The 20,816-nt window shown below is 38.0% G+C and carries 14 protein-coding genes; 7 read left to right on the forward strand and 7 right to left on the reverse strand.

What is annotated here, in order from left to right:
• Positions 1-21 precede the first annotated feature (21 nt).
• Entirely contained in the window at positions 22-1,668 is a 1,647-nt protein-coding gene (gene pgi / locus ABN212_RS04435) for a glucose-6-phosphate isomerase (protein ID WP_198620616.1), read from the reverse strand.
• A gap of 265 nt (positions 1,669-1,933) precedes the next feature.
• Here pgi and lysC point away from each other — a divergent pair, with 265 nt between their 5' ends.
• Together lysC and ABN212_RS04445 are read left to right on the forward strand one after the other, a co-directional pair.
• On the forward strand, positions 1,934-3,313 hold the full coding sequence (gene lysC / locus ABN212_RS04440) for a lysine-sensitive aspartokinase 3 (protein WP_349442940.1): 1,380 nt from the start codon (positions 1,934-1,936) through the stop codon (positions 3,311-3,313).
• 155 nt (positions 3,314-3,468) lie between these two features.
• The gene (locus tag ABN212_RS04445; RefSeq protein WP_349442941.1) at positions 3,469-4,146 is read left to right on the forward strand and encodes a hypothetical protein; all 678 of its coding nucleotides are present in this window, start codon (positions 3,469-3,471) and stop codon (positions 4,144-4,146) included.
• A gap of 40 nt (positions 4,147-4,186) precedes the next feature.
• On the opposite strand, the gene ABN212_RS04450 is transcribed toward ABN212_RS04445, so the two are convergent.
• A complete protein-coding gene (locus ABN212_RS04450; protein ID WP_232797642.1) occupies positions 4,187-4,765 on the reverse strand; it encodes a hypothetical protein in 579 nt (192 codons plus the stop codon).
• A 133-nt stretch (positions 4,766-4,898) separates the two neighbouring features.
• Positions 4,899-8,576, reverse strand: a complete 3,678-nt coding sequence (gene metH, locus ABN212_RS04455) for a methionine synthase (protein ID WP_349442942.1) — start codon at positions 8,574-8,576, stop codon at positions 4,899-4,901.
• Positions 8,577-8,831: 255 nt separating this feature from the next.
• Here metH and iclR point away from each other — a divergent pair, with 255 nt between their 5' ends.
• From iclR to ABN212_RS04470, 3 genes are all read left to right on the forward strand, one after another.
• Positions 8,832-9,668, forward strand: coding sequence for a glyoxylate bypass operon transcriptional repressor IclR (gene iclR / locus ABN212_RS04460; RefSeq protein ID WP_075673076.1), 837 nt, complete (start codon positions 8,832-8,834; stop codon positions 9,666-9,668).
• 308 nt (positions 9,669-9,976) lie between these two features.
• The gene (gene edd, locus ABN212_RS04465) at positions 9,977-11,833 is read left to right on the forward strand and encodes a phosphogluconate dehydratase (protein ID WP_349442943.1); all 1,857 of its coding nucleotides are present in this window, start codon (positions 9,977-9,979) and stop codon (positions 11,831-11,833) included.
• Positions 11,834-11,910: 77 nt separating this feature from the next.
• Positions 11,911-12,552, forward strand: a complete 642-nt coding sequence (locus tag ABN212_RS04470) for a bifunctional 4-hydroxy-2-oxoglutarate aldolase/2-dehydro-3-deoxy-phosphogluconate aldolase (protein ID WP_198620621.1) — start codon at positions 11,911-11,913, stop codon at positions 12,550-12,552.
• A gap of 89 nt (positions 12,553-12,641) precedes the next feature.
• On the opposite strand, the gene aceK is transcribed toward ABN212_RS04470, so the two are convergent.
• From aceK to aceB, 3 genes are all read right to left on the reverse strand, one after another.
• Positions 12,642-14,351 (reverse strand): bifunctional isocitrate dehydrogenase kinase/phosphatase, encoded by a 1,710-nt coding sequence (gene aceK / locus ABN212_RS04475; protein WP_432807461.1) that lies wholly within the window; start codon positions 14,349-14,351, stop codon positions 12,642-12,644.
• A gap of 87 nt (positions 14,352-14,438) precedes the next feature.
• Positions 14,439-15,746 (reverse strand): isocitrate lyase, encoded by a 1,308-nt coding sequence (gene aceA, locus ABN212_RS04480; protein ID WP_198626505.1) that lies wholly within the window; start codon positions 15,744-15,746, stop codon positions 14,439-14,441.
• A 69-nt stretch (positions 15,747-15,815) separates the two neighbouring features.
• Positions 15,816-17,408 (reverse strand): malate synthase A, encoded by a 1,593-nt coding sequence (gene aceB / locus ABN212_RS04485; protein WP_198632744.1) that lies wholly within the window; start codon positions 17,406-17,408, stop codon positions 15,816-15,818.
• Between the two features lie 338 nt (positions 17,409-17,746).
• Between aceB and metA the strand changes: the two genes are divergently transcribed.
• Complete coding sequence (gene metA / locus ABN212_RS04490; RefSeq protein WP_198620632.1) at positions 17,747-18,676, forward strand: homoserine O-acetyltransferase MetA; 930 nt, start codon at positions 17,747-17,749, stop codon at positions 18,674-18,676.
• Positions 18,677-18,731: 55 nt separating this feature from the next.
• On the opposite strand, the gene ABN212_RS04495 is transcribed toward metA, so the two are convergent.
• A complete protein-coding gene (locus ABN212_RS04495) occupies positions 18,732-19,835 on the reverse strand; it encodes a glycerol dehydrogenase (RefSeq protein WP_109373143.1) in 1,104 nt (367 codons plus the stop codon).
• A 322-nt stretch (positions 19,836-20,157) separates the two neighbouring features.
• On the opposite strand from ABN212_RS04495, the gene idi reads away from it, so the two are divergent.
• Positions 20,158-20,694, forward strand: a complete 537-nt coding sequence (idi, locus tag ABN212_RS04500) for an isopentenyl-diphosphate Delta-isomerase (protein WP_198620624.1) — start codon at positions 20,158-20,160, stop codon at positions 20,692-20,694.
• Positions 20,695-20,816 lie beyond the last annotated feature (122 nt).

Here is a 20,816-nt window from a genome sequence, read left to right on the forward strand (position 1 = left end):
ACTTATATTCAGTTTATTCGATTAACGCCATGCTTTATAACGATTAATCAGATTATTTGTTGAGCTATCATGGCTGTTAACACTTTCCTTACCTTTTAACTCAGGAAGAATACGATTAGCCAGTTGTTTGCCTAATTCAACACCCCATTGGTCAAAGGTGAAGATATTGAAAATAACACCTTGTACAAAGATTTTATGTTCATACATTGCAATCAATGCACCTAATGAATAAGGCGTAATTTCTTTTAACAGAATAGAGTTAGTTGGGCGGTTACCTTCGAACACTTTAAAAGGGGCAACATATCCCATAGTCTTAGGATCTTTTCCTGCTGCGGCAAATTCAGCATCAACTTGCTCACGCGTTTTACCAAAAGCGAGAGCTTCGGTTTGAGCAAAAAAGTTAGACATCAATTTTGCGTGATGATCGGATAGTGGGTTATGGCTAATTGCAGGCGCAATAAAATCACAAGGGATAATTTTTGTACCTTGGTGGATCAGTTGGTAAAACGCATGTTGTCCGTTTGTACCCGGTTCCCCCCAAATGATAGGGCCCGTTTGATAACTCACTTTGTTTCCATCACGATCAATATACTTACCATTCGATTCCATATTGCCTTGTTGGAAGTAAGCCGCAAAGCGATGCATGTATTGATCGTATGGCAGAATCGCTTCAGTTTCTGTGCCAAAAAAATTGTTATACCAAATGCCAATCAGAGCGAGGATCATTGGGATGTTATTTTCAGCATCTGTTGTTCTAAAGTGATTATCCATTGCATGAGCACCTTCCAGCAATTGCTCAAAATTGTCATAACCAACAGATAATGCGATAGATAAACCAATTGCTGACCATAATGAATAACGACCACCAACCCAATCCCAAAACTCAAACATATTGGCAGTATCAATACCAAATTTAGCTACTTCTGTGCTGTTTGTGGATAACGCCACAAAGTGTTTAGCGACAAATGCACTTTCTTTAGCTGAGGCTAAGAACCAATCTCTTGCTGAATGCGCATTTGTCATGGTTTCTTGTGTAGTAAAGGTTTTTGATGCAATAAGGAATAGCGTCGTTTCAGGATCACATTTTTTCAGTGTTTCTGCGATATGCGTACCATCAACATTAGAAACAAAATGCATAGTAAGATGGTTTTTATATGGACGTAATGCTTCTGTCACCATATAAGGGCCAAGATCAGAACCACCGATACCAATATTCACAACATCAGTAATTGCCTTACCTGTATAACCTTTCCATTCACCACTAATAATGCGCTCACTGAATGTTTTCATTTTATTCAGTACAGCATTAACTTCAGGCATAACATCTTTGCCATCAACGATGACGGGAGTATTGCTACGATTACGTAATGCAGTATGCAATACAGCACGATCTTCAGTACGGTTGATTTTTTCACCCGTAAACATGCTATTTATCGCACCTTTAACGTCACATTCCTTAGCCAAAGCCTGCAATTTTTCTAATGTTTCTTTCGTAATACGGTTTTTTGAAAAATCCACTAGAATTTGGTCTGAAAACGTTTTTGAAAATTGCTCAAAGCGTGATGGTTCCTGAGCAAACAGTGTTTTCATCTCGGTATTTTTGATCACCGAGAAATGGTTTTCTAATGCCTTCCAGGCTAGGGTTTGGGTTGGGTTTACATTTTTCATTCACAATACTCTCTTAAGATTACAATCCAATATTCTCAGATTGTAGCCTGACATTTAATAGTTACAGTCAATTCTTTCTCATTTGATGATATTGGTCAAAACCATTCAACAAATCTAGTACTAATTACTTACATAGGTAAAACCGATAATGTGGAGCTGATTATTAATTAAATTGATTATTCTTCACTCTGCATTGACTCTCTACTTAATAACCGATATTCCTAAGTGTGTCCAACATCTCATTTTTGCCTAAAGGAATACGACAATGACTGATAATACTGCTACGCCTTCATCTTCATCATCGCCATACACTATCGCTAAATTTGGTGGTACCAGTGTTGCTAACTTTTCAGCAATGGAAAAATGTGCAGATATTATCCTGAAACAAAAGTCAGTTCGTGTTGTGGTTCTTTCGGCATCTGCCGGCATTACTAATTTGTTAATTGAGCTTGCAGCAGGTACAGAGCCTTCACAACGGGAAGCTTTGCTCTCACAAGTTCGTGATATTGAGTATGCAATTATCAACCAGCTTTCTCAGCCAGAAATTATTTCTCAAGAAATAAATCGTCTGCTTGAGAATATTGAGATGCTCTCTGAAGCTGCTTCACTTGCCACATCTGATGCCTTGACAGACGAATTAGTCAGTCACGGTGAATTAATGTCAACCTTGCTATTTGTTGAATTATTACGTGAAAAAGGCATACAGGCAGATTGGTTTGATGTCAGAAAAGTGATGAAAACCAATGATCTATTTTGTCACGCTGAACCTGATATGGCACAGCTCACCGAGCTCACACAAAGCCTTATACAACCTCGTCTAGAAGAAACCGTGATTGTAACGCAAGGTTTTATTGGTCAAGAGCCTAAAGGCAGAACCACAACTTTAGGACGTGGTGGTAGCGACTATACGGCGGCACTGATTGGTGAAGCACTCAAAATGTCTCGTGTGGATATTTGGACGGATGTACCGGGTATTTATAGTACTGACCCAAGAATAGTGCCAGAGGCACATCGTATCGATCAAATTGCCTTTGATGAAGCGGCTGAAATGGCCACCTTTGGCGCTAAAATTTTACACCCTGCCACATTATTACCCGCTGTACGTAGTGGTATTCCCGTGTTTGTGGGGTCTAGCAAAGCCCCCGAAGAAGGCGGTACATTAGTTTGTGCTCAAACAGAAAATCCACCTGTATTCCGCGCAATTGCACTACGTAGAAAACAAACTTTACTCACATTACACAGCCTGAAAATGCTTCATGCACGAGGTTTTTTAGCAGAGATATTTACTATTTTATCGCGCCATCATATCTCTGTTGATGTGATAACCACATCAGAAGTGAGCATTGCGTTAACACTTGATACAACTGGCACTACCAACGCATTGGGGAGTTTATTAACCAATGCACTCTTAACTGAATTATCCGCATTATGCCGTGTTGAAGTAGAAGAAGATCTAGCATTAGTTGCTGTGATTGGTAATTCACTTTCACAGGTGAATGGTTTAGGCATTAAAATTTTCGGCACATTAGAAAATTATAATATTCGTATGATAAGCCATGGTGCAAGTACTCACAATTTATGTTTATTAGTTGATGGCAAAGATGCGGATAATATTGTGCGTAAATTACATGATACATTGTTTTAATTAATAACGAATTATCAATATATAAAAGAGAGATAAGAAATTATTTCTCTTTTATATTTCATACTCTTTATTAAAAATGCTTTATCTATTAAAGATACTCCATTTATATTTTTTTAAACTACAACCTCACTTTATTAAAAAATATGGATATCTCAATGAAAAAAATAGGTAGTTTTAATCACTTAAGGATCACCCAAACAAATTTCATTCCTTATATAAAAGAAGTAAATAATGACTTAAATGGAAGTATAACATCAACCCAAAACACGAATAACACAATGTTACAAAGCGCTAAACAGAAAAACGAAAAATCAATATATCATGTGAATTCTTTGAATAAGAAAATACAATCAGATACTGAATTGACTAATTTCATACAAAATACTAAAAATAATGAATATTTAATTAAAGAAACAATAGAACAGATATCTTTAAATTTTGAAAGATTAATTAGTTCAGATAACATTATTAATGAAGAAATAAAAAAAACATATCAAGAAAAAAAAGATAATATTTTAAATTATATTAATAAAAATAACATTGAAAAATTAATTAGTCTTAATGAGAATAACATTGAAAAATTAATTAGTCTTAATGAAAATAACATTGAAAAATTAATTAGTCTTAATGAAAATAACATTGAAAAATTAATTAGTCTTAATGAAAATACCGAAATAGCAAAATATTCTGAAAACCTTAAGAATATAAAGGAAAGTTTTATAGAAATTATTCAAGAATACCTATCGCCAAATTTCAAACAAACACCGACTACATCGTTAAGAATAGATAAGCACCTAGCATTAATTAATAAGACCAGCCATTATACTCAATAATTTTATTTTAAAGAGCTTCTTACTAAGAAGCTCTTTATTTTTAATACACCCGATAACCACCATATTTCTTAGCAAATTGATTAAACTTACCAAAATCAATTAAGGCAATTTCTAAAGAACGATGCGCAATATGAGACATCTTTGCAATTTTTTCAACAAAAAGCCGGTTATCTTCCAACAAGTTAGCAGTAAGTGTAGAAGCAATAATCTCACACTCTTTCGGTGTGACAATCCAACCATCATTAGTAGCGAATTTATGAATAGGGATATTCCCTTCTTTTTTACTCTCTTGAGCAAGCAACGCTTCTTCTTCTTTCATTGCCTGCTTAAATAATGCTATTTCTTCTTCAACAGGCTCTGGGGAAGTCGGAGTTTTATGATAAATATAGTCCCCGACTTCTTCGATTCGTGCAGGCGTCATTTCTGCTTTTAGCCAAATTTTATCAAATGCTTTTTCATCTAAAACAGCATCAGTATCTAAGTTTCCTGTTAGTTGCATCAGATTTAAAAAAGCATTAATTAAAACTTCACTTAATGGATAATTTCCTTTTGCTAAAGAAGGAAACGGCACCTCAGCGCCAGCAGGTGGTGTTTTCTGAAGGTACAAAGTATAGCTCATTGTAATGTCCTTTTTTCTGATACAGGCTTATAGCTTAAACATCTTTAATGAGAACGGCTAGAGGAAATAACAAGGAGATATTGCTATCCCCTCACTATTTATTACATTATTGAGATCTGAAAACAAAAATAAACTAAGACTCATACCCTAAATTAGGCGCTAACCAACGTTCAACTTCACTCACACTCATTTCTCGGCGTTTTGCGTAATCTTCAACCTGATCTTTTTGAATTTGAGCAACAGCGAAATATTTACTGTCAGGATGGCTAAAATACCAGCCCGATACTGAAGCACCAGGCCACATGGCATAAGCATCTGTCAGTTTCATTCCAATGCGATTTTCAACATCAAGTAATTGCCAAATTTTTGCTTTTTCTGTGTGCTCAGGACAAGCAGGATACCCCGGCGCAGGTCGAGTTCCTTGATATTTCTCTCGAATAAGTTCGTCATTAGAGAGGTTTTCATCCGCGCTATAACCCCAAATCTTTGTTCTGACCCGTTGGTGAAGATATTCAGCAAAGGCCTCTGCTAATCTATCTGATAACGCTTTTACCATGATTTTATTGTAGTCATCATGGGCATTATCATAAACATTCGCAAGAGTATCTTCTTCTAATCCGCCCGTGACTGCGAAAGCACCAAAATAGTCAGCAACACCACTTTCAACAGGGGCAATAAAATCGGCTAAGCAGTAATTAGGAAAATCATTTTTCTCCGTTTGTTGACGTAAATGACAGCTTTTCAAAAGTACTTGTTGGCGGCTTTCATCTTGATAAATCACAATATCATCACCCAGACGATTTGCAGGGAATAGCCCCATAATCCCTTTAGGTGTTAATAATTTTTCACGACTTAATTTGTCCAGCATCGCATTTGCATCGGCAAATACACGCTTTGCTTCTTCACCAACCACATCATCTTCTAAAATTCGCGGATATTTCCCCGCTAAAGACCACGTCATAAAGAAAGGCGTCCAATCGATATATTCACGCAAGGTTTCAATACTTGCCGTGATCTCTTGCACTCCTAATTGATTGGGCTTTGGTGGTGTGTAATTTTGCCAATCAATTTGTAGTGCATTTTTTCGCGCAACCTCTAAAGAAACAGGAGGAGTACGAGGTTTTTTTCTGGCGTATTGCTGGCGTACAACGTCATATTCACGACGCGTTCTAGCAACAAAATCGGCTTTTTGTGTTTCAGATAATAGTGCAGCAACAACACCTACAGTTCTTGAAGCATTTTGAACATAAACAGTAGGATGACTATAATTAGGTTCTATTTTTACTGCAGTATGCGCTTTGGACGTTGTTGCTCCACCAATCATTAATGGTAAAGAAAAACCTCGCCTTTCCATCTCTTTAGCAACATTCACCATCTCATCAAGTGAAGGTGTGATCAGCCCTGAAAGACCAATAATATCGACTTTTTCATCAATCGCTGTTTGCAAAATTTTATCGCAAGGCACCATTACACCTAAGTCGATAATTTCATAGTTATTGCACTGCAAAACCACACCGACAATATTTTTACCAATATCGTGAACATCACCTTTCACTGTGGCGAGTAAAATTTTACCTGCGGAAGTTCCTGCCTGTTTTGTCGCTTGGATATAGGGCTCAAGATAAGCAACGGCTTGTTTCATCACTCTTGCTGATTTCACAACTTGAGGCAAAAACATTTTGCCTTCACCGAATAAATCACCGACAGTATTCATACCATTCATCAATGGCCCTTCAATCACTTCAATAGGGCTTGATGCTTGTTGGCGACAAGCTTCTGTATCTTCAACAATAAACTCAGTGATCCCTTTAATTAAGGCGTATTCTAAACGTTTCTCAACATTCCACTGTCTCCATTCGGCAAGCTGATGATTTTGCTCATCACTTTTAGTGCCACGATAACGCTCTGCCAATGCTAATAAATTATCTGTGCTCTCTTCATGACGATTTAAAATGACATCTTCAACTGCGTTACGCAGTTCATCAGGTAGTGAGTCATAAATGGCGAGTTGTCCCGCATTGACAATCCCCATATCCATACCATTTTTTACTGCGTAATAGAGAAAAACAGAGTGAATGGCCTCACGAACAGGATCGTTACCTCTAAATGAGAATGAAACGTTAGATACCCCACCAGAAATTAAGGCATAAGGCAGTTGAGATTTAATATCCGCACAGACTTCAATAAAATCAACGGCATAATTATTATGTTCTGCGATACCTGTTGCGACGGCAAATATATTAGGATCAAAAATAATATCTTCAGGAGGAAAACCCGCTTGCTCGGTCAATAACTGATAAGCTCGACGACAAATTTCAATTTTGCGTTCTCGGGTATCCGCTTGCCCTACTTCATCAAACGCCATAACGACAACAGCAGCACCATATTTACGCACCAATCTAGCATGCTCAAGAAAAGGAATTTCACCCTCTTTCATCGAAATTGAGTTAACAATACCTTTGCCTTGAATACACTTTAGACCTTCTTCGATCACTTCCCATTTGGAGGAGTCAATCATCACAGGCACTTTGGCAATATCAGGCTCACCCGCAATGAGATTAAGAAAACGTGTCATTGCTTCGACGGCATCTAGCATGCCTTCATCCATGTTGATATCAATGATTTGAGCACCGTTTTCAACTTGATGACGTGCAACATCTAACGCTTCTTGGTAATTACCTTCTTTTATCAAGCGCTTAAATTTAGCAGAACCTGTAACGTTGGTTCTTTCGCCCACATTCACAAACAGTGAATTTTCATCAATGACTAATGGTTCAAGACCTGAAAGACGACATGCTTTTTTCAAGGAAGGTAATACTCTTGGTGCAATGCCTTCTACCGCTTGTGAAATGGCGAGAATATGCGCAGGAGTGGTTCCACAACAACCTCCTACAATATTGAGAAAACCAGCTTGTGCCCACTCTTTAATTTGCTCAGCCATCTCTTGGGCATCTAAATCATAGCCTCCAAAGGCGTTAGGCAAACCAGCATTAGGGTGAGCACTGACATAGGTTTCAGAAATTTGTGAAAGTGTTTGAATATATTGGCGTAATTCTTTAGGGCCTAAAGCACAATTTAAGCCAAATGAAAGCGCATCCGCATGGCGTAAAGAGTGATAGAACGCTTCTGTTGTTTGACCTGTTAATGTTCTTCCTGATGCATCCGTAATAGTGCCGGAGATCATCACAGGTAACTCAATATTGAGTGATTCAAATTCACATTTAATGGCGAAAATAGCCGCTTTCGCATTTAGTGTGTCGAAAATAGTTTCGACCATAATTAGATCAACACCGCCTGTAATTAATCCGCGCGTTGCTTCTCGATAAGCTTCCACCAGCTTATCAAATGAAACGTTACGAAAAGCTGGATCGTTAACATCTGGGGATATTGAGGCAGTTCTATTGGTTGGCCCCAAAACACCCGCGACATAGCGAGGTTTATCTGGTGTTAAGGCACTCCATTTATCTGCACAGGCTTTAGCTAATTTTGCCGCTTCTTCATTAAGTTCGAAACAAAGCGACTCCATCTGATAATCCGCCATCGCGATAGATGTCGAGTTAAAGGTGTTGGTTTCAACAATATCAGCGCCTGCTTGAAAATAAGCATTATGAATATCGGCAATAATTTGCGGTTGAGTTAAAACTAAAAGATCATTATTCCCTTTGACATCACAACGCCAATCAGTAAAACGCTCACCTCGATAATCGGCTTCTGTCAGTTGATATTGTTGGATCATTGTACCCATTGCACCATCAAGTACTAAGATACGTTTTGCTAATGCTTCCGTCAGTTGTTGCTTTATGTTTGCCACGTTGTTCCCTCTTAATAGAGAATGTTTTTGTTCTTGTTTTCTTTATTGTTATTTCGTTGTTTTTTTATCCTACCATATCTTTTTATAAAGATTTCTAAGACGAAGATGAGAGATTTTCACTTAGCGATAAATCCCATTACAGTAATATTTCTTATCACACATTTTGTTTTGAAAAATGCGGTGATCGGAGGAGTTTTATTACACGAGATAGTTCATAATAGATATTAATATGGATAGCATTTCTGGAGTGTATGCATGACAGTTTCCCCTACAAATAAAAAAGTGCGTAAGACGAAAACAACTGCCACTCAAAGCACCGCACAAGGAGGCCCTGTTCAGTCATTAAGTCGTGGACTGACATTATTGGAATATATTTCCGAATCTCCAGGTGGTATCGCCCTAACTGATTTAGCCTTTCAAGCTGGGTTACCCAATTCCACAACACACCGCCTACTCACTACACTTCAACAGCATGGTTTTGTTCGCCAAGTTGGAGATTTAGGCTTATGGGTTGTAGGTACACACGCCTTTATTGTCGGCAGTAGTTTTCTGCAAACCCGTAACTTACTTGTTATGGTTCACCCCATCTTACGTCAATTAATGGAAGACTCAGGTGAAACGGTAAATTTGGCAATTCTTGACCAAATTGAATTTGATGCGGTGATTGTCGATCAAGTGCAATGTAATGCGTTAATGCGAATGTCTGCACCTATTGGCGGTAAATTACCCATGCACGCATCGGGTGCAGGTAAAGCGTTTCTTTCCACTTTACCAGAAAATAAATTACTGCCTTTGCTCCAGAAAAAAGGCCTAATGGCTTATACCCCTCATACACGAACACTTCCTTCATCCTTAAAAGAAAATTTAGAACAAGCCCGCAAACAAGGCTTCTCTTTCGATGATGAAGAGCATGCTTTAGGCTTACGCTGTATTGGTGCCTGTATTTATGATGAACACCACCAGCCTTTTGCCGCAATTTCGCTTTCAGGTCCTGTGTCTAGAATGACGGATTCTCGTATCACTGAATTGGGTGCGATGGTGATAAAAGCAGCAAAACAAATTAGCCGTGAATACGGTGGCGTAAAAAGTTAATTCGCCCTCTTTCACCTTCCTCATTGCAAAGTAATGAGGAAGGTATCTCCGCAATTAAACCGATTCAGCTTTTTAAAATGACCGCTTTTACACTTTATTTCCGTTAAATATTAAAAAACTGTTATTTCTCCCCTTAAAAAATTGATGCTGATCACAGATGTTGTTTAAGGTGCATTAAGAGTATTGCAACTCTGCTTGTTACCCGTAACAATGTTACCGGTAACAAATACTATAGCTAATACTTATATTCTCTTTTTATAGCCAATAGTAAAGCTCATCACCCTTGTGTGAATAAAGGAAGCATCATTATGAACCCTAAAGATCATGACCATTTTCAGAACGATTTTACACCTCTAAATGAAACAGTAAAACAGGTTACAGAGCGTATTGTCGCTCGTTCACAATCGACTCGTCGTGCTTATCTGAAAAAAATTGAAGCCGCAAAAAGCCAAACAGTACATCGTGCTCAACTTGCTTGTGGTAATTTGGCTCATGGTTTCGCGGCTTGTCAGACCGATGATAAAAATCGCCTGAAAAATATGGTTCATAATGATATTGCCATTATCACTGCTTACAATGATATGTTGTCAGCTCATCAGCCGTATGAAGATTATCCTCAAAAAATTAAAAAAGCATTACATGCTGTTGGTGCCGTGGGACAAGTGGCAGGCGGTGTTCCTGCAATGTGCGATGGTGTCACTCAGGGTCAAGATGGCATGGAGTTATCACTCCTTAGTCGTGATGTGATTGCAATGTCAGCGGCAGTGGGTTTATCCCATAATATGTTTGATGGTGCGCTGTATTTAGGGATCTGCGATAAAATCGTTCCCGGATTAGCGATGGCTGCACTCTCTTTTGGTCATCTTCCTGCTATTTTTGTTCCTGCGGGCCCTATGACTAGCGGCTTACCCAATAAAGAAAAAGTCCGTATTCGCCAGCTTTATGCTGAAGGTAAAGTAGATCGTAATGCCTTGTTAGAAGCGGAAGCTGCTTCTTATCATAGTATTGGGACTTGTACCTTTTATGGCACAGCAAATTCCAACCAAATGGTGATGGAAATAATGGGGTTACATTTACCTGGCGCTTCTTTTGTGCATCCTAATACGCCATTGCGTGATGCATTGACTGACGCAGCCGCTAGCCAAATTGTGCGTCTCACAGAAAACGCTGGTAACTATCTCCCTATAGGTCAATTAGTTGATGAGAAAGTGATTGTAAATGGCATTATTGCCCTGTTAACAACAGGTGGTTCCACTAATCTCACTATGCACTTAGTCGCAATGGCTCGTGCAGCAGGTATTATTATTAATTGGGATGATTTCTCTGAACTTTCGCAAGTTGTGCCACTTATTGCTCGCATTTATCCTAATGGTCCTGCTGATATTAACCAATTCCAAGCGGCTGGAGGGGTTGCTCTCATCATTCGTGAATTACTGAAAAAAGGCTTAATTCATCGTGATGTAAACACTGTTGCTGGATTTGGTATTGAACGCTATACCTTAGAGCCTTGGTTAAATGACGGCAAACTTGATTGGCGTGAAGGTGCGATAAGCTCTTTAGATAAAGATGTGATTGCTGATATCAATACACCATTCTCATCACACGGTGGTACACAAGTAATGCAAGGTAACTTAGGTAGAGCTGTAATGAAAACCTCTGCGGTACCTGATGAGAATAAAATTATCGAAGCGCCTGCTGTTATTTTTAATAGCCAACATGATATTGCCGCTAAATTTGAAGCTGGTGAGTTAAATAAAGATTGTGTGGTCGTTGTGCGTTATCAAGGGCCACAAGCCAATGGGATGCCTGAATTACATAAACTAATGCCGCCGTTAGGGGTGTTAATGGATAAAGGATACAAAGTCGCATTAGTTACAGATGGTCGACTTTCAGGCGCATCAGGTAAAGTTCCCGCCGCAATTCATGTTACACCAGAAGCTGTAAATGGTGGTTTATTATCCAAAGTACGTGATGGTGATATCATTCGTGTTAATGGTAAAACAGGTGAGTTAACGTTGCTTGTCGATGAGCAAACATTAAATGCTCGCCAAGATGAAATCCCTGATTTAAGTGCCAACAATACAGGCTGTGGTCGTGAGTTATTCATTAATTTACGCCGTCATTTATCAGGTGCTGAACAAGGTGCTTGTTGCATTGATTTTTAATGTAGACAAGTTTTGAGGCTTAACGAGGAGCAAATTAAATTTATTTGCTCACCACTTTCTGATTAGGAAATACAATCATGGATCATTGGAATACAAGTGCAGAGTCTGTACTAAAATCAGGGCCTGTTGTTCCGGTTATTGTTATCAACCATATTGATGATGCAGTCCCTATTGCAAAAGCTTTAGTCGCTGGTGGTGTAAAAGTCTTAGAAGTGACATTACGTACAGAATGTGCAATTGAAGCTATCCGCCGTATTGCAAAAGAAGTTCCTGAAGCTATTGTAGGCGCGGGGACGGTAATTAATCCTCAACAATTAGCGCAAGTTACTGAAGCGGGTGCTCAATTTGCTATTAGCCCAGGATTAACAGAAGCATTACTCAAAGCGGCTGTTGCGGGAACTATTCCTTTAATTCCAGGGATTTCAACAGTTTCCGAATTAATGCTGGGAATGAGCTACGGTTTAAATGAATTTAAATTTTTCCCAGCGGAAGCTAATGGTGGTGTTAAGGCATTAAAAGCAATTGCAGGGCCATTCTCAACAATCCGCTTCTGCCCAACTGGCGGTATTTCACCAGAAAACTACCGTAACTACCTTGCACTTGAGAGTGTACTTTGTATTGGTGGTTCTTGGTTAGTGCCTAATGATGCAGTGAAAGCAGGTGATTTCCAACGCATTACTGAATTAGCTAAAGAAGCTGTTGCGGGTACTCAGCGTTAATTATCTCTGTACAAAAATAGGTTTTATCCAATAAAGGTAGGTATCCCCTTGTACCTATCTTTATTTTTATCTTTTCCTAGGGCAATTTATTAAGTAAATCGCTTAGTTTGGGAATAGGCATAAACATCTTCGATATACCCTTCTTTAATTTTTTGCTGTTGCTGTTGCCAATATTCTGGTGATAAAAGCTCACGATGTTGAGCTTCAAAATAGTGACAAACTCGCTTATCACTACATAGAAAATAGCGAAATTCTTCAGGAAATACATCATTGAGTGCAACGCTATACCAAGGCTCGCTCGCTAATTCATCTTCAGGGTAGCGAGCAGGAGGGATCGCCCGAAAATTCATATCTGTCATATAACTAATTTCATCATAGTCATAGAAAATCACACGATGATGCCGAGTTACACCAAAGTTTTTAAACAGCATATCACCGGGAAAAATATTCGCTGCAATAAGCTCTTTCAACGCTTGCCCGTAATCTTCAGCAACAGCTTTAAGTTGATTGTCATCGCACTGTTCCATATAGATATTGAGCGGTATCATTCTCCGTTCCATATAAAGGTGACGGATCAGTATTTTATCACCTAGATCTTCTAGCTTATTTGGGATCTCTTGTTCAAAAACAGCCATTAATTCAGGGCTAATTCTTTTCTTATCGATCATAAAATTCTCAAACTCTTGGGTATCTGCCATTCGTCCGACACGATCGTGCTCTTTAACTAATTGATAGCACTCTTTTACACGCTCCGCAGTGATCGTTTTTTGTGGTGCAAACTTGTCTTTGATCACTTTAAAAACACGATCATAAGTGGGTAATGTAAATACCAACATCACCATACCTTTCACACCAGGCGCTTCAATAAATTGCTCCGATGAAAAATTCATAAAGGCGAGGTATTCACGATAGTATTCTGTTTTACCGTGTTTTTGACACCCTATTGACATATAAAGCTCAGCGATAGATTTGCTTGGTAATATATCTCTTAACCATGCAACTAATGCCGCAGGAAATGGGGCATAAACCATAAAATAAGAACGGGCAAAACCAAAGACAATACTCGCTTCATCTGCTGAGATAAGGCAGGTATCAATCAGTAATTGCTGCTCAACATTATGAATAGGCAATAAGAATGGAATATATTGATTATTAATCACTATTTTGCCAATCAACCAAGCTGCTTTATTACGATAAAAGAGTTCGTTTGCGATATGAAATACCGCACTCTGCAATTGTTCAGAAGAGAATTGAGCGATAAGTACACTACAAATAGAGTGAATGTCGCGTTGTTTATTTTGCCACGGTAGTCGCAAAGGTAAGCGTGATAAAATGTCTTGCAGTAATGTGGGTAAATCACTCTGAATAACAAACTGTTTTGATAACGGTCGAGGTGCTTGTGTAAAGCGATAAGCGGGTTGAGATGAAAAAACAAATAGGTTTTTTTTATTCAATTCACGATGGTAAAACAGACGACAATAAACAGAATTAAAAAAGCTCTCTGCGATCTCAAACCGAGGGTAATTGGGCAATAATTGCGTATAGTTTTCTTTCACCCTTTGTAGAAAAAGACTTTCTTTATCAATATCATGCCGAATACACTTAAGTTGTTCAACCACTAATCCAACATGATTATCGTATAAACGGATGCGCTCTTTCATCGCGATTTGAACACCATGCCAATCCGCTTGCTCAAAACGATATTGTGCCCCCGAGGTTATCTCAAGGAAGCGACCATATTGGGCATCAAAGCCTTGTAAAATTGTTTGAGCAATTAAATCTTCTGGCGTCATTAACAACCTCACGAAAAAGAGGAGCATCCTGCTCCTGAATTATCACCACAAAAATAGATAATGATATTTTTAAAACTTGTGGTTCGCTGAAACCTAAAACTGTTGTTCTTCTGTTGAGCCCGTTAGTGCCGTCACTGAAGACATACCACCTTGAATAATCGTGGTCACTTTATCGAAATACCCTGTTCCCACTTCTTGCTGATGCGAGGAGAAGGTGTAGCCTTGATTAAGTGCAGCAAACTCTTTTTCTTGCACCTTCTCAACGTAATGTTTCATACCTTCACCCTTGGCATAATCATGTGCCAGATCGAACATGTTAAACCACATGCTGTGAATACCCGCTAAAGTAATAAACTGGAATTTATATCCCATTGCGGAAAGCTCATCTTGGAAATGCGCGATCGTGCGATCATCAAGGTTCTTTTTCCAGTTAAAAGAAGGCGAGCAGTTATAAGCCAGCATTTTTCCGGGATATTTATCGTGAATAGCTTCTGCAAACTTAGCTGCCATTTTCAGATCAGGGAGTGATGTTTCACACCACACCAGATCAGCGTAAGGTGAATAAGCAAGTCCACGACTAATAGCTTGATCAATACCCGCATGGGTACAGAAGAAACCTTCAGGAGTACGTTTTCCTGTTAAGAATGGACTATCGTAAGGATCACAATCTGAAGTTAAGAGATCGGCAGCATCAGCATCTGTTCTGGCAACAAGTAATGTTGGCACATCAGACACATCAGCGGCCAAACGTGCAGCAACAAGCTTTTGTACAGCCTCTTGAGTCGGAACTAATACTTTTCCTCCCATATGACCGCATTTTTTCACTGCTGCTAATTGATCTTCAAAGTGAACACCTGCCGCTCCAGCTTCAATCATTGCTTTCATTAATTCAAAGGCATTTAATACTCCACCAAAACCTGCTTCCGCATCAGCCACAATAGGAAGGAAAAAATCAATATAATCTTTATGTTGAGGACCAATACCATTTGACCACTGAATTTGATCAGCTCGTCTAAACGTATTATTAATACGTTGAACAACATTAGGAACAGAATCAACTGGATATAGCGACTGATCAGGATACATGCTTGCTGCGGTGTTAGCATCAGCAGCCACTTGCCATCCTGAAAGGTAAACAGCTTCTAACCCTGCTTTTGCTTGTTGCAACGCTTGCCCACCAGTTAAAGCACCTAATGCGTTAACATAACCCTTTTTCGATTTTCCATTTAATGATGACCAAAGCCTTTGAGCGCCACGTCTTGCTAAGGTATGTTCTGGGTTAACCGAACCTCTTAATTTAATGACATCTTCAGCGCTATAAGGACGGGTAATGCCTTTCCAGCGAGGTTGTTCCCACTCTTTCTCTAATTGGGCGATTTGCTCTGATCTACTAATAGTCATAAAAACAGCTCCTATAAATACGGTAGTGATGATGTTTGCAGTTTATAAATACGCTTTGACGTATCTTTTTTAATTTAAAAGTTGGTAACCCGGTAAAGTCAGAAAATCGACTAATTCATCTTGGGTTGTAATCTTATCCATCAAAGAAGCCGCTTCTTTAAAACGCCCTTCTTTAAAACGAGTATCACCGACTTCTTGGTGTATCACTTCAAGCTCTTCTTTCAGCATCTTACGAAAGAGATCTTTAGTCACGACTTGCCCATCAGACAGTGTTTTTTGATGACGGATCCATTGCCAAATAGAGGTACGCGATATTTCCGCTGTTGCTGCATCTTCCATTAATCCATAGATAGGTACGCAACCATTACCGGAAATCCACGCTTCGATATATTGCACAGCAACACGGATATTCGCTCTCATGCCCTTTTCTGTACGTTCACCTGTACAAGGTGCTAATAACATTTCTGCCGTAATTTTTTCATTACGTTGAACATCAAGTTGGTTTTTTCGAGATCCTAAAATAGGATCAAAAGCAGCTAATACTGTTTCAGCAAGACCAGGGTGAGCAATCCAGGTACCATCATGGCCATTTGTTGCTTCAAACTCTTTATCGTCAAATACCTTTTTCAAAATAATGCCATTTTGCTCAGGATCTCTACTTGGGATAAATGCAGACATTCCTCCCATCGCAAACGCACCTCGTTTATGGCAAGTTTGAATAAGCAAGCGAGAATAAGCACTTAAGAAAGGTTGAGTCATCGTGATCCCTTGTCTATCAGGTAATACACGATCAGGATAATTTTTTAATGTCTTGATATAGCTAAAAATATAATCCCAACGACCACAATTGAGTCCAACGATATGCTCTTTCATATGAAAAAGAATTTCTTCCATTTGAAAAACAGCGGGTAAGGTTTCAATTAATACTGTGGCTTTAATAGTTCCTGTTGCTAAACCAAAGCGCTTTTCAGTGAAATGAAAAATATCACTCCACCATTTAGCTTCTTGCCATGTTTGCAATTTAGGAATGTAAAAATAAGGGCCACTCCCTTTTTCTAATAAGGCTTTGTGGTTATGGTAAAAATACAAAGCAAAATCAAATAATCCCCCTGCAATAGGCTTCCCTTGCCATAGCACATGCTTCTCAGGAAGGTGGAGTCCTCTTACTCTTGCAATCAATACCGCAGGTGACGCTTTAAGTTGATAACATTTACCTTGTTCATTGGTATAAGAAATAGTGCCTTTGACGGCATCACGCAAATTGATCTGGCCATCAATTACTTTGTCCCATGTAGGCGCTAAGGAGTCTTCAAAATCCGCCATAAAGACTTTCACATTAGCATTTAGTGCATTGATAACCATTTTGCGATCAACAGGCCCTGTTATTTCCACTCGACGGTCTTGAAGATCTTTAGGTATTGGATTAACTTTCCATTCTGATTTTATAATGGAATCTGATTCCGAAATAAAATTAGGAAGTTCACCATTATCAACTCTGTGTTTCCAGTTATCTCTTTCAACTAATAAAGCATGGCGTCTATCTGAGAAATGATTTACTAAATCAGTTAAAAAACACTTAACATCATGATTTAATATATCCTTTTCCTGTTCACCAAAAGATTGCGTAAAATTTAATTCTTCTGTAGTTAACGATTGTGACATTCTGCATTCCCCTAAAAGCTTTTACATACCTGATTAAGATTAATGCAGTTTTCACAAAAATCAAAAATGAATTCCATTTTTATTTAAATAATTTTTAACAATGTGATTACATCGGTGTTTTTTTATTGTACAAAAATCAGAATTTCAAAATAATTCGAGGGATCTGGAAGAGATCGATAATAGACGGAAAAAAGAATGTTAATGTCTGATGATTTTAGCTATATAGCTTTTTCTTATATGAATATTCTTCATACACCACATGAAGACCTCGACATTTAAAAGGTTATTAGATAAATTCAGGCTTCTAGATGTCTAGATGTATTTTAGAGGTTATTGAAATGCCAATTAGAGTGCCCGATGAGCTACCCGCAGTCCGTTGTTTACAAAAAGAGAATGTCTTTGTTATGACATCCAGTAGAGCGAGTATTCAAGATATTCGCCCATTAAAAGTGCTTATCCTTAATTTAATGCCCAAAAAAATAGAAACAGAAAATCAATTTCTACGATTGCTTTCTAATAGCCCTCTTCAAATTGATATTCAATTATTGCGTATTGACTCTCGTGTTCCTAAAAATACCCCGGTAGAGCATCTCGATACTTTCTATTGTGATTTTGACCAAATTAAAGAACAAAATTTCGATGGGCTTATTGTCACGGGTGCGCCATTAGGGCTAGTTGAATTTGAAGATGTGGCTTATTGGGATGAAATAAAAGAAGTCATTACGTGGGCTAAAGAGCATGTGACTTCTACACTCTTTATTTGTTGGGCTGCTCAAGCTGGATTGAATATCTTATACGACCTACCTAAATACACGCTAGAACAAAAAATTTCAGGCGTATATAGTCATAACACTTGCTCACCATTTTCACTGTTAACACGCGGATTTGATGAGACTTTCTTTGCTCCGCATTCTCGCTATGCTGGTTTTCCTATCGAGTTTATTCAAAACAATACTGATTTAGAGATCCTTGCAACATCAGAAGAAGCTGGCGCTTATTTATTTGCATCAAAAGATAAAAGAGTTGTTTTTGCAACTGGGCATCCAGAATACGATCCCAATACACTAGCAGATGAATATCATCGTGATGTTAAAGCGGGGCTAGATCCTAAATTACCCGAAAACTATTTTCCTAATAATGATCCGAGTAAAAAACCTATCGCTTCTTGGCGTAGTCATGGACATTTATTGTTTGCTAATTGGTTGAACTACTATGTTTATCAGATAACACCGTTCGATCTTACCCAAATGAATCCAACATTAGAGTAAAGAAAAACCCCAAAATCAATTTGGGGTTTTAAGATAATCATTACTAAACTAAGAATTATTTATAACGATGAGCCAATGCGTTAGCTGCGATCATTGCATTATAAACATCTTCTTCAGTCACTTTCATTGGCATATTACCCATCGTGTCGCCTTCAGCACAGGCGATTTTAGCAACAGTGCGCCATTCGCTTTCAATGAATTCTTTCATGCCCATATCTTCAAGTGTCAGTGGTAATTCTGCCGCTTTAATAATACGGATCACTTCATCAATTTCTTCTTGTGGTGCATTTTCTAACACTAATTGAGTTAATAAACCGAATACCACTTTTTCACCATGTTGAACTCGGTGTAAAGACTCAACAGCAGACATACCATTATTTACTGCGTGAGCAGCTGCTAAACCACCGGCTTCAGCACCAACACCACTTAGGTAGATTGTTGCTTCAATAGTTTGCTCTAATGCAGGAGTGGTAATTTTGTGGCGAATAGCATCCATTGCTTTATCAATGTTTTCACTTAACATTTCAAAACAAAGTTGTGCTAAACCAAGGCCTGTACGTGATGGACGTTGATTGACTAAATTTAAGCCGTCTGCTTGATAGCAAGCTCGTGCTTCAAAGTAAGTTGCTAAGGCGTCGCCAACACCTGCTGAGAAAAAGCGTTGTGGGGCTGATGCAATAATAGCGGTATCAGCAATAACAACATCTGGATTTTGTGGTAAGAATAAGTATTTATCAAACTCACCATTTTCTTTGTATAAAACAGATAATGCAGTACAAGGTGCATCAGTTGAAGCGATAGTTGGGAATAAAATAACAGGAATGTGTTGATAATAAGCAACGGCTTTAGACACATCTAATGTCTTACCTCCTCCAATCCCAATAATAACGTTTGCTTTATTTTCAACCGCAATTTTACCAAGGCGATTAACTTCTGCCTCAGTACATTCGTAATTAAATTTTTCAACCAGTGAAACAATACCATTTTCTTTTAGAGAAGGAGCCGCTTCTTTAGTTACTTTTTCTAAAAAAAACTCATCACTAATAATAAATGCATTATCACCAAAATCTTTTACATATTTACCGACAGAAGACAGTAATTGGCTACCAATAAAGAATTTTTTTGGCGAGGTTACAGAGCGAGGTAATATAGATGACATAACTAAATTCCTTTATTTTAGATTTTGCTACAAACAGTAGCAGAATTAGTATTTCATCTTACCTCTCATCATAATATGAATCTAGTAAACTCTCTGATAGCCATTACCTAAATCATTTAAATTCATTATTTTTAATTTATATAAAACAAATAGTTATTTTTAGATAATTTTAAAAAAGCAGATTACCTACGTATTTATTACTATAATAAAGGCATCATCACTGTGATGCCATAAAAAGGACAACACAATAAATCGTTATTTGATATACAGTCATGTTATATTCACGCTATAACAATATATTATTTTATTAAGGTGATTTCTTGTGGAAGACGCTGTTATTCTCGTAGATAAAAATGATAATGAGCTAGGAACAATGCCAAAGCTTGAAGCTCATATTGTAGGCGCCTTACATCGAGCCTTTTCAATATTTATTTTTAATTCAAAACAACAATTACTTATTCAGCAACGTGCAATATCTAAATATCACTCTGGTGGTTTATGGGCAAATACATGTTGTAGTCATCCGCTTCCAAACGAATTACTTTCAGATGCTATTCATCGTCGTTTAGATGAAGAATTAGGTATGCAATGTGATATGCAATCTATTGGAACTATTCTGTATAACGAAAAAGTGACAGATGATCTGATAGAGCATGAATTTGATCATCTATTTCTTGGGTTTAGTAACGAATTACCACATAGCAATCCAGATGAAGTGATGAATTATCGTTGGGTTTCTTTAGATACTCTCTATCAAGACACTGAAAAAAACCCACAAAATTACAGTGTTTGGTTTCGTTATATATTAAATAGGATGGGGATTGAGCAATTTTCTCGTTGGAGCCAAGGCATTATTTAGCAATTATCTTATTAACAACCTAAATATAAAATCAATTGCTTATTCTTTTGATCTTTTTAAAAACCCCAAACGCAAAAAAGCCAACCCATTGGGTTGGCTTTCTCGTCTTATTTAATGCCTGG

This window comes from Proteus genomosp. 6 (genome assembly GCF_040139785.1).
GTDB lineage: Bacteria > Pseudomonadota > Gammaproteobacteria > Enterobacterales > Enterobacteriaceae > Proteus.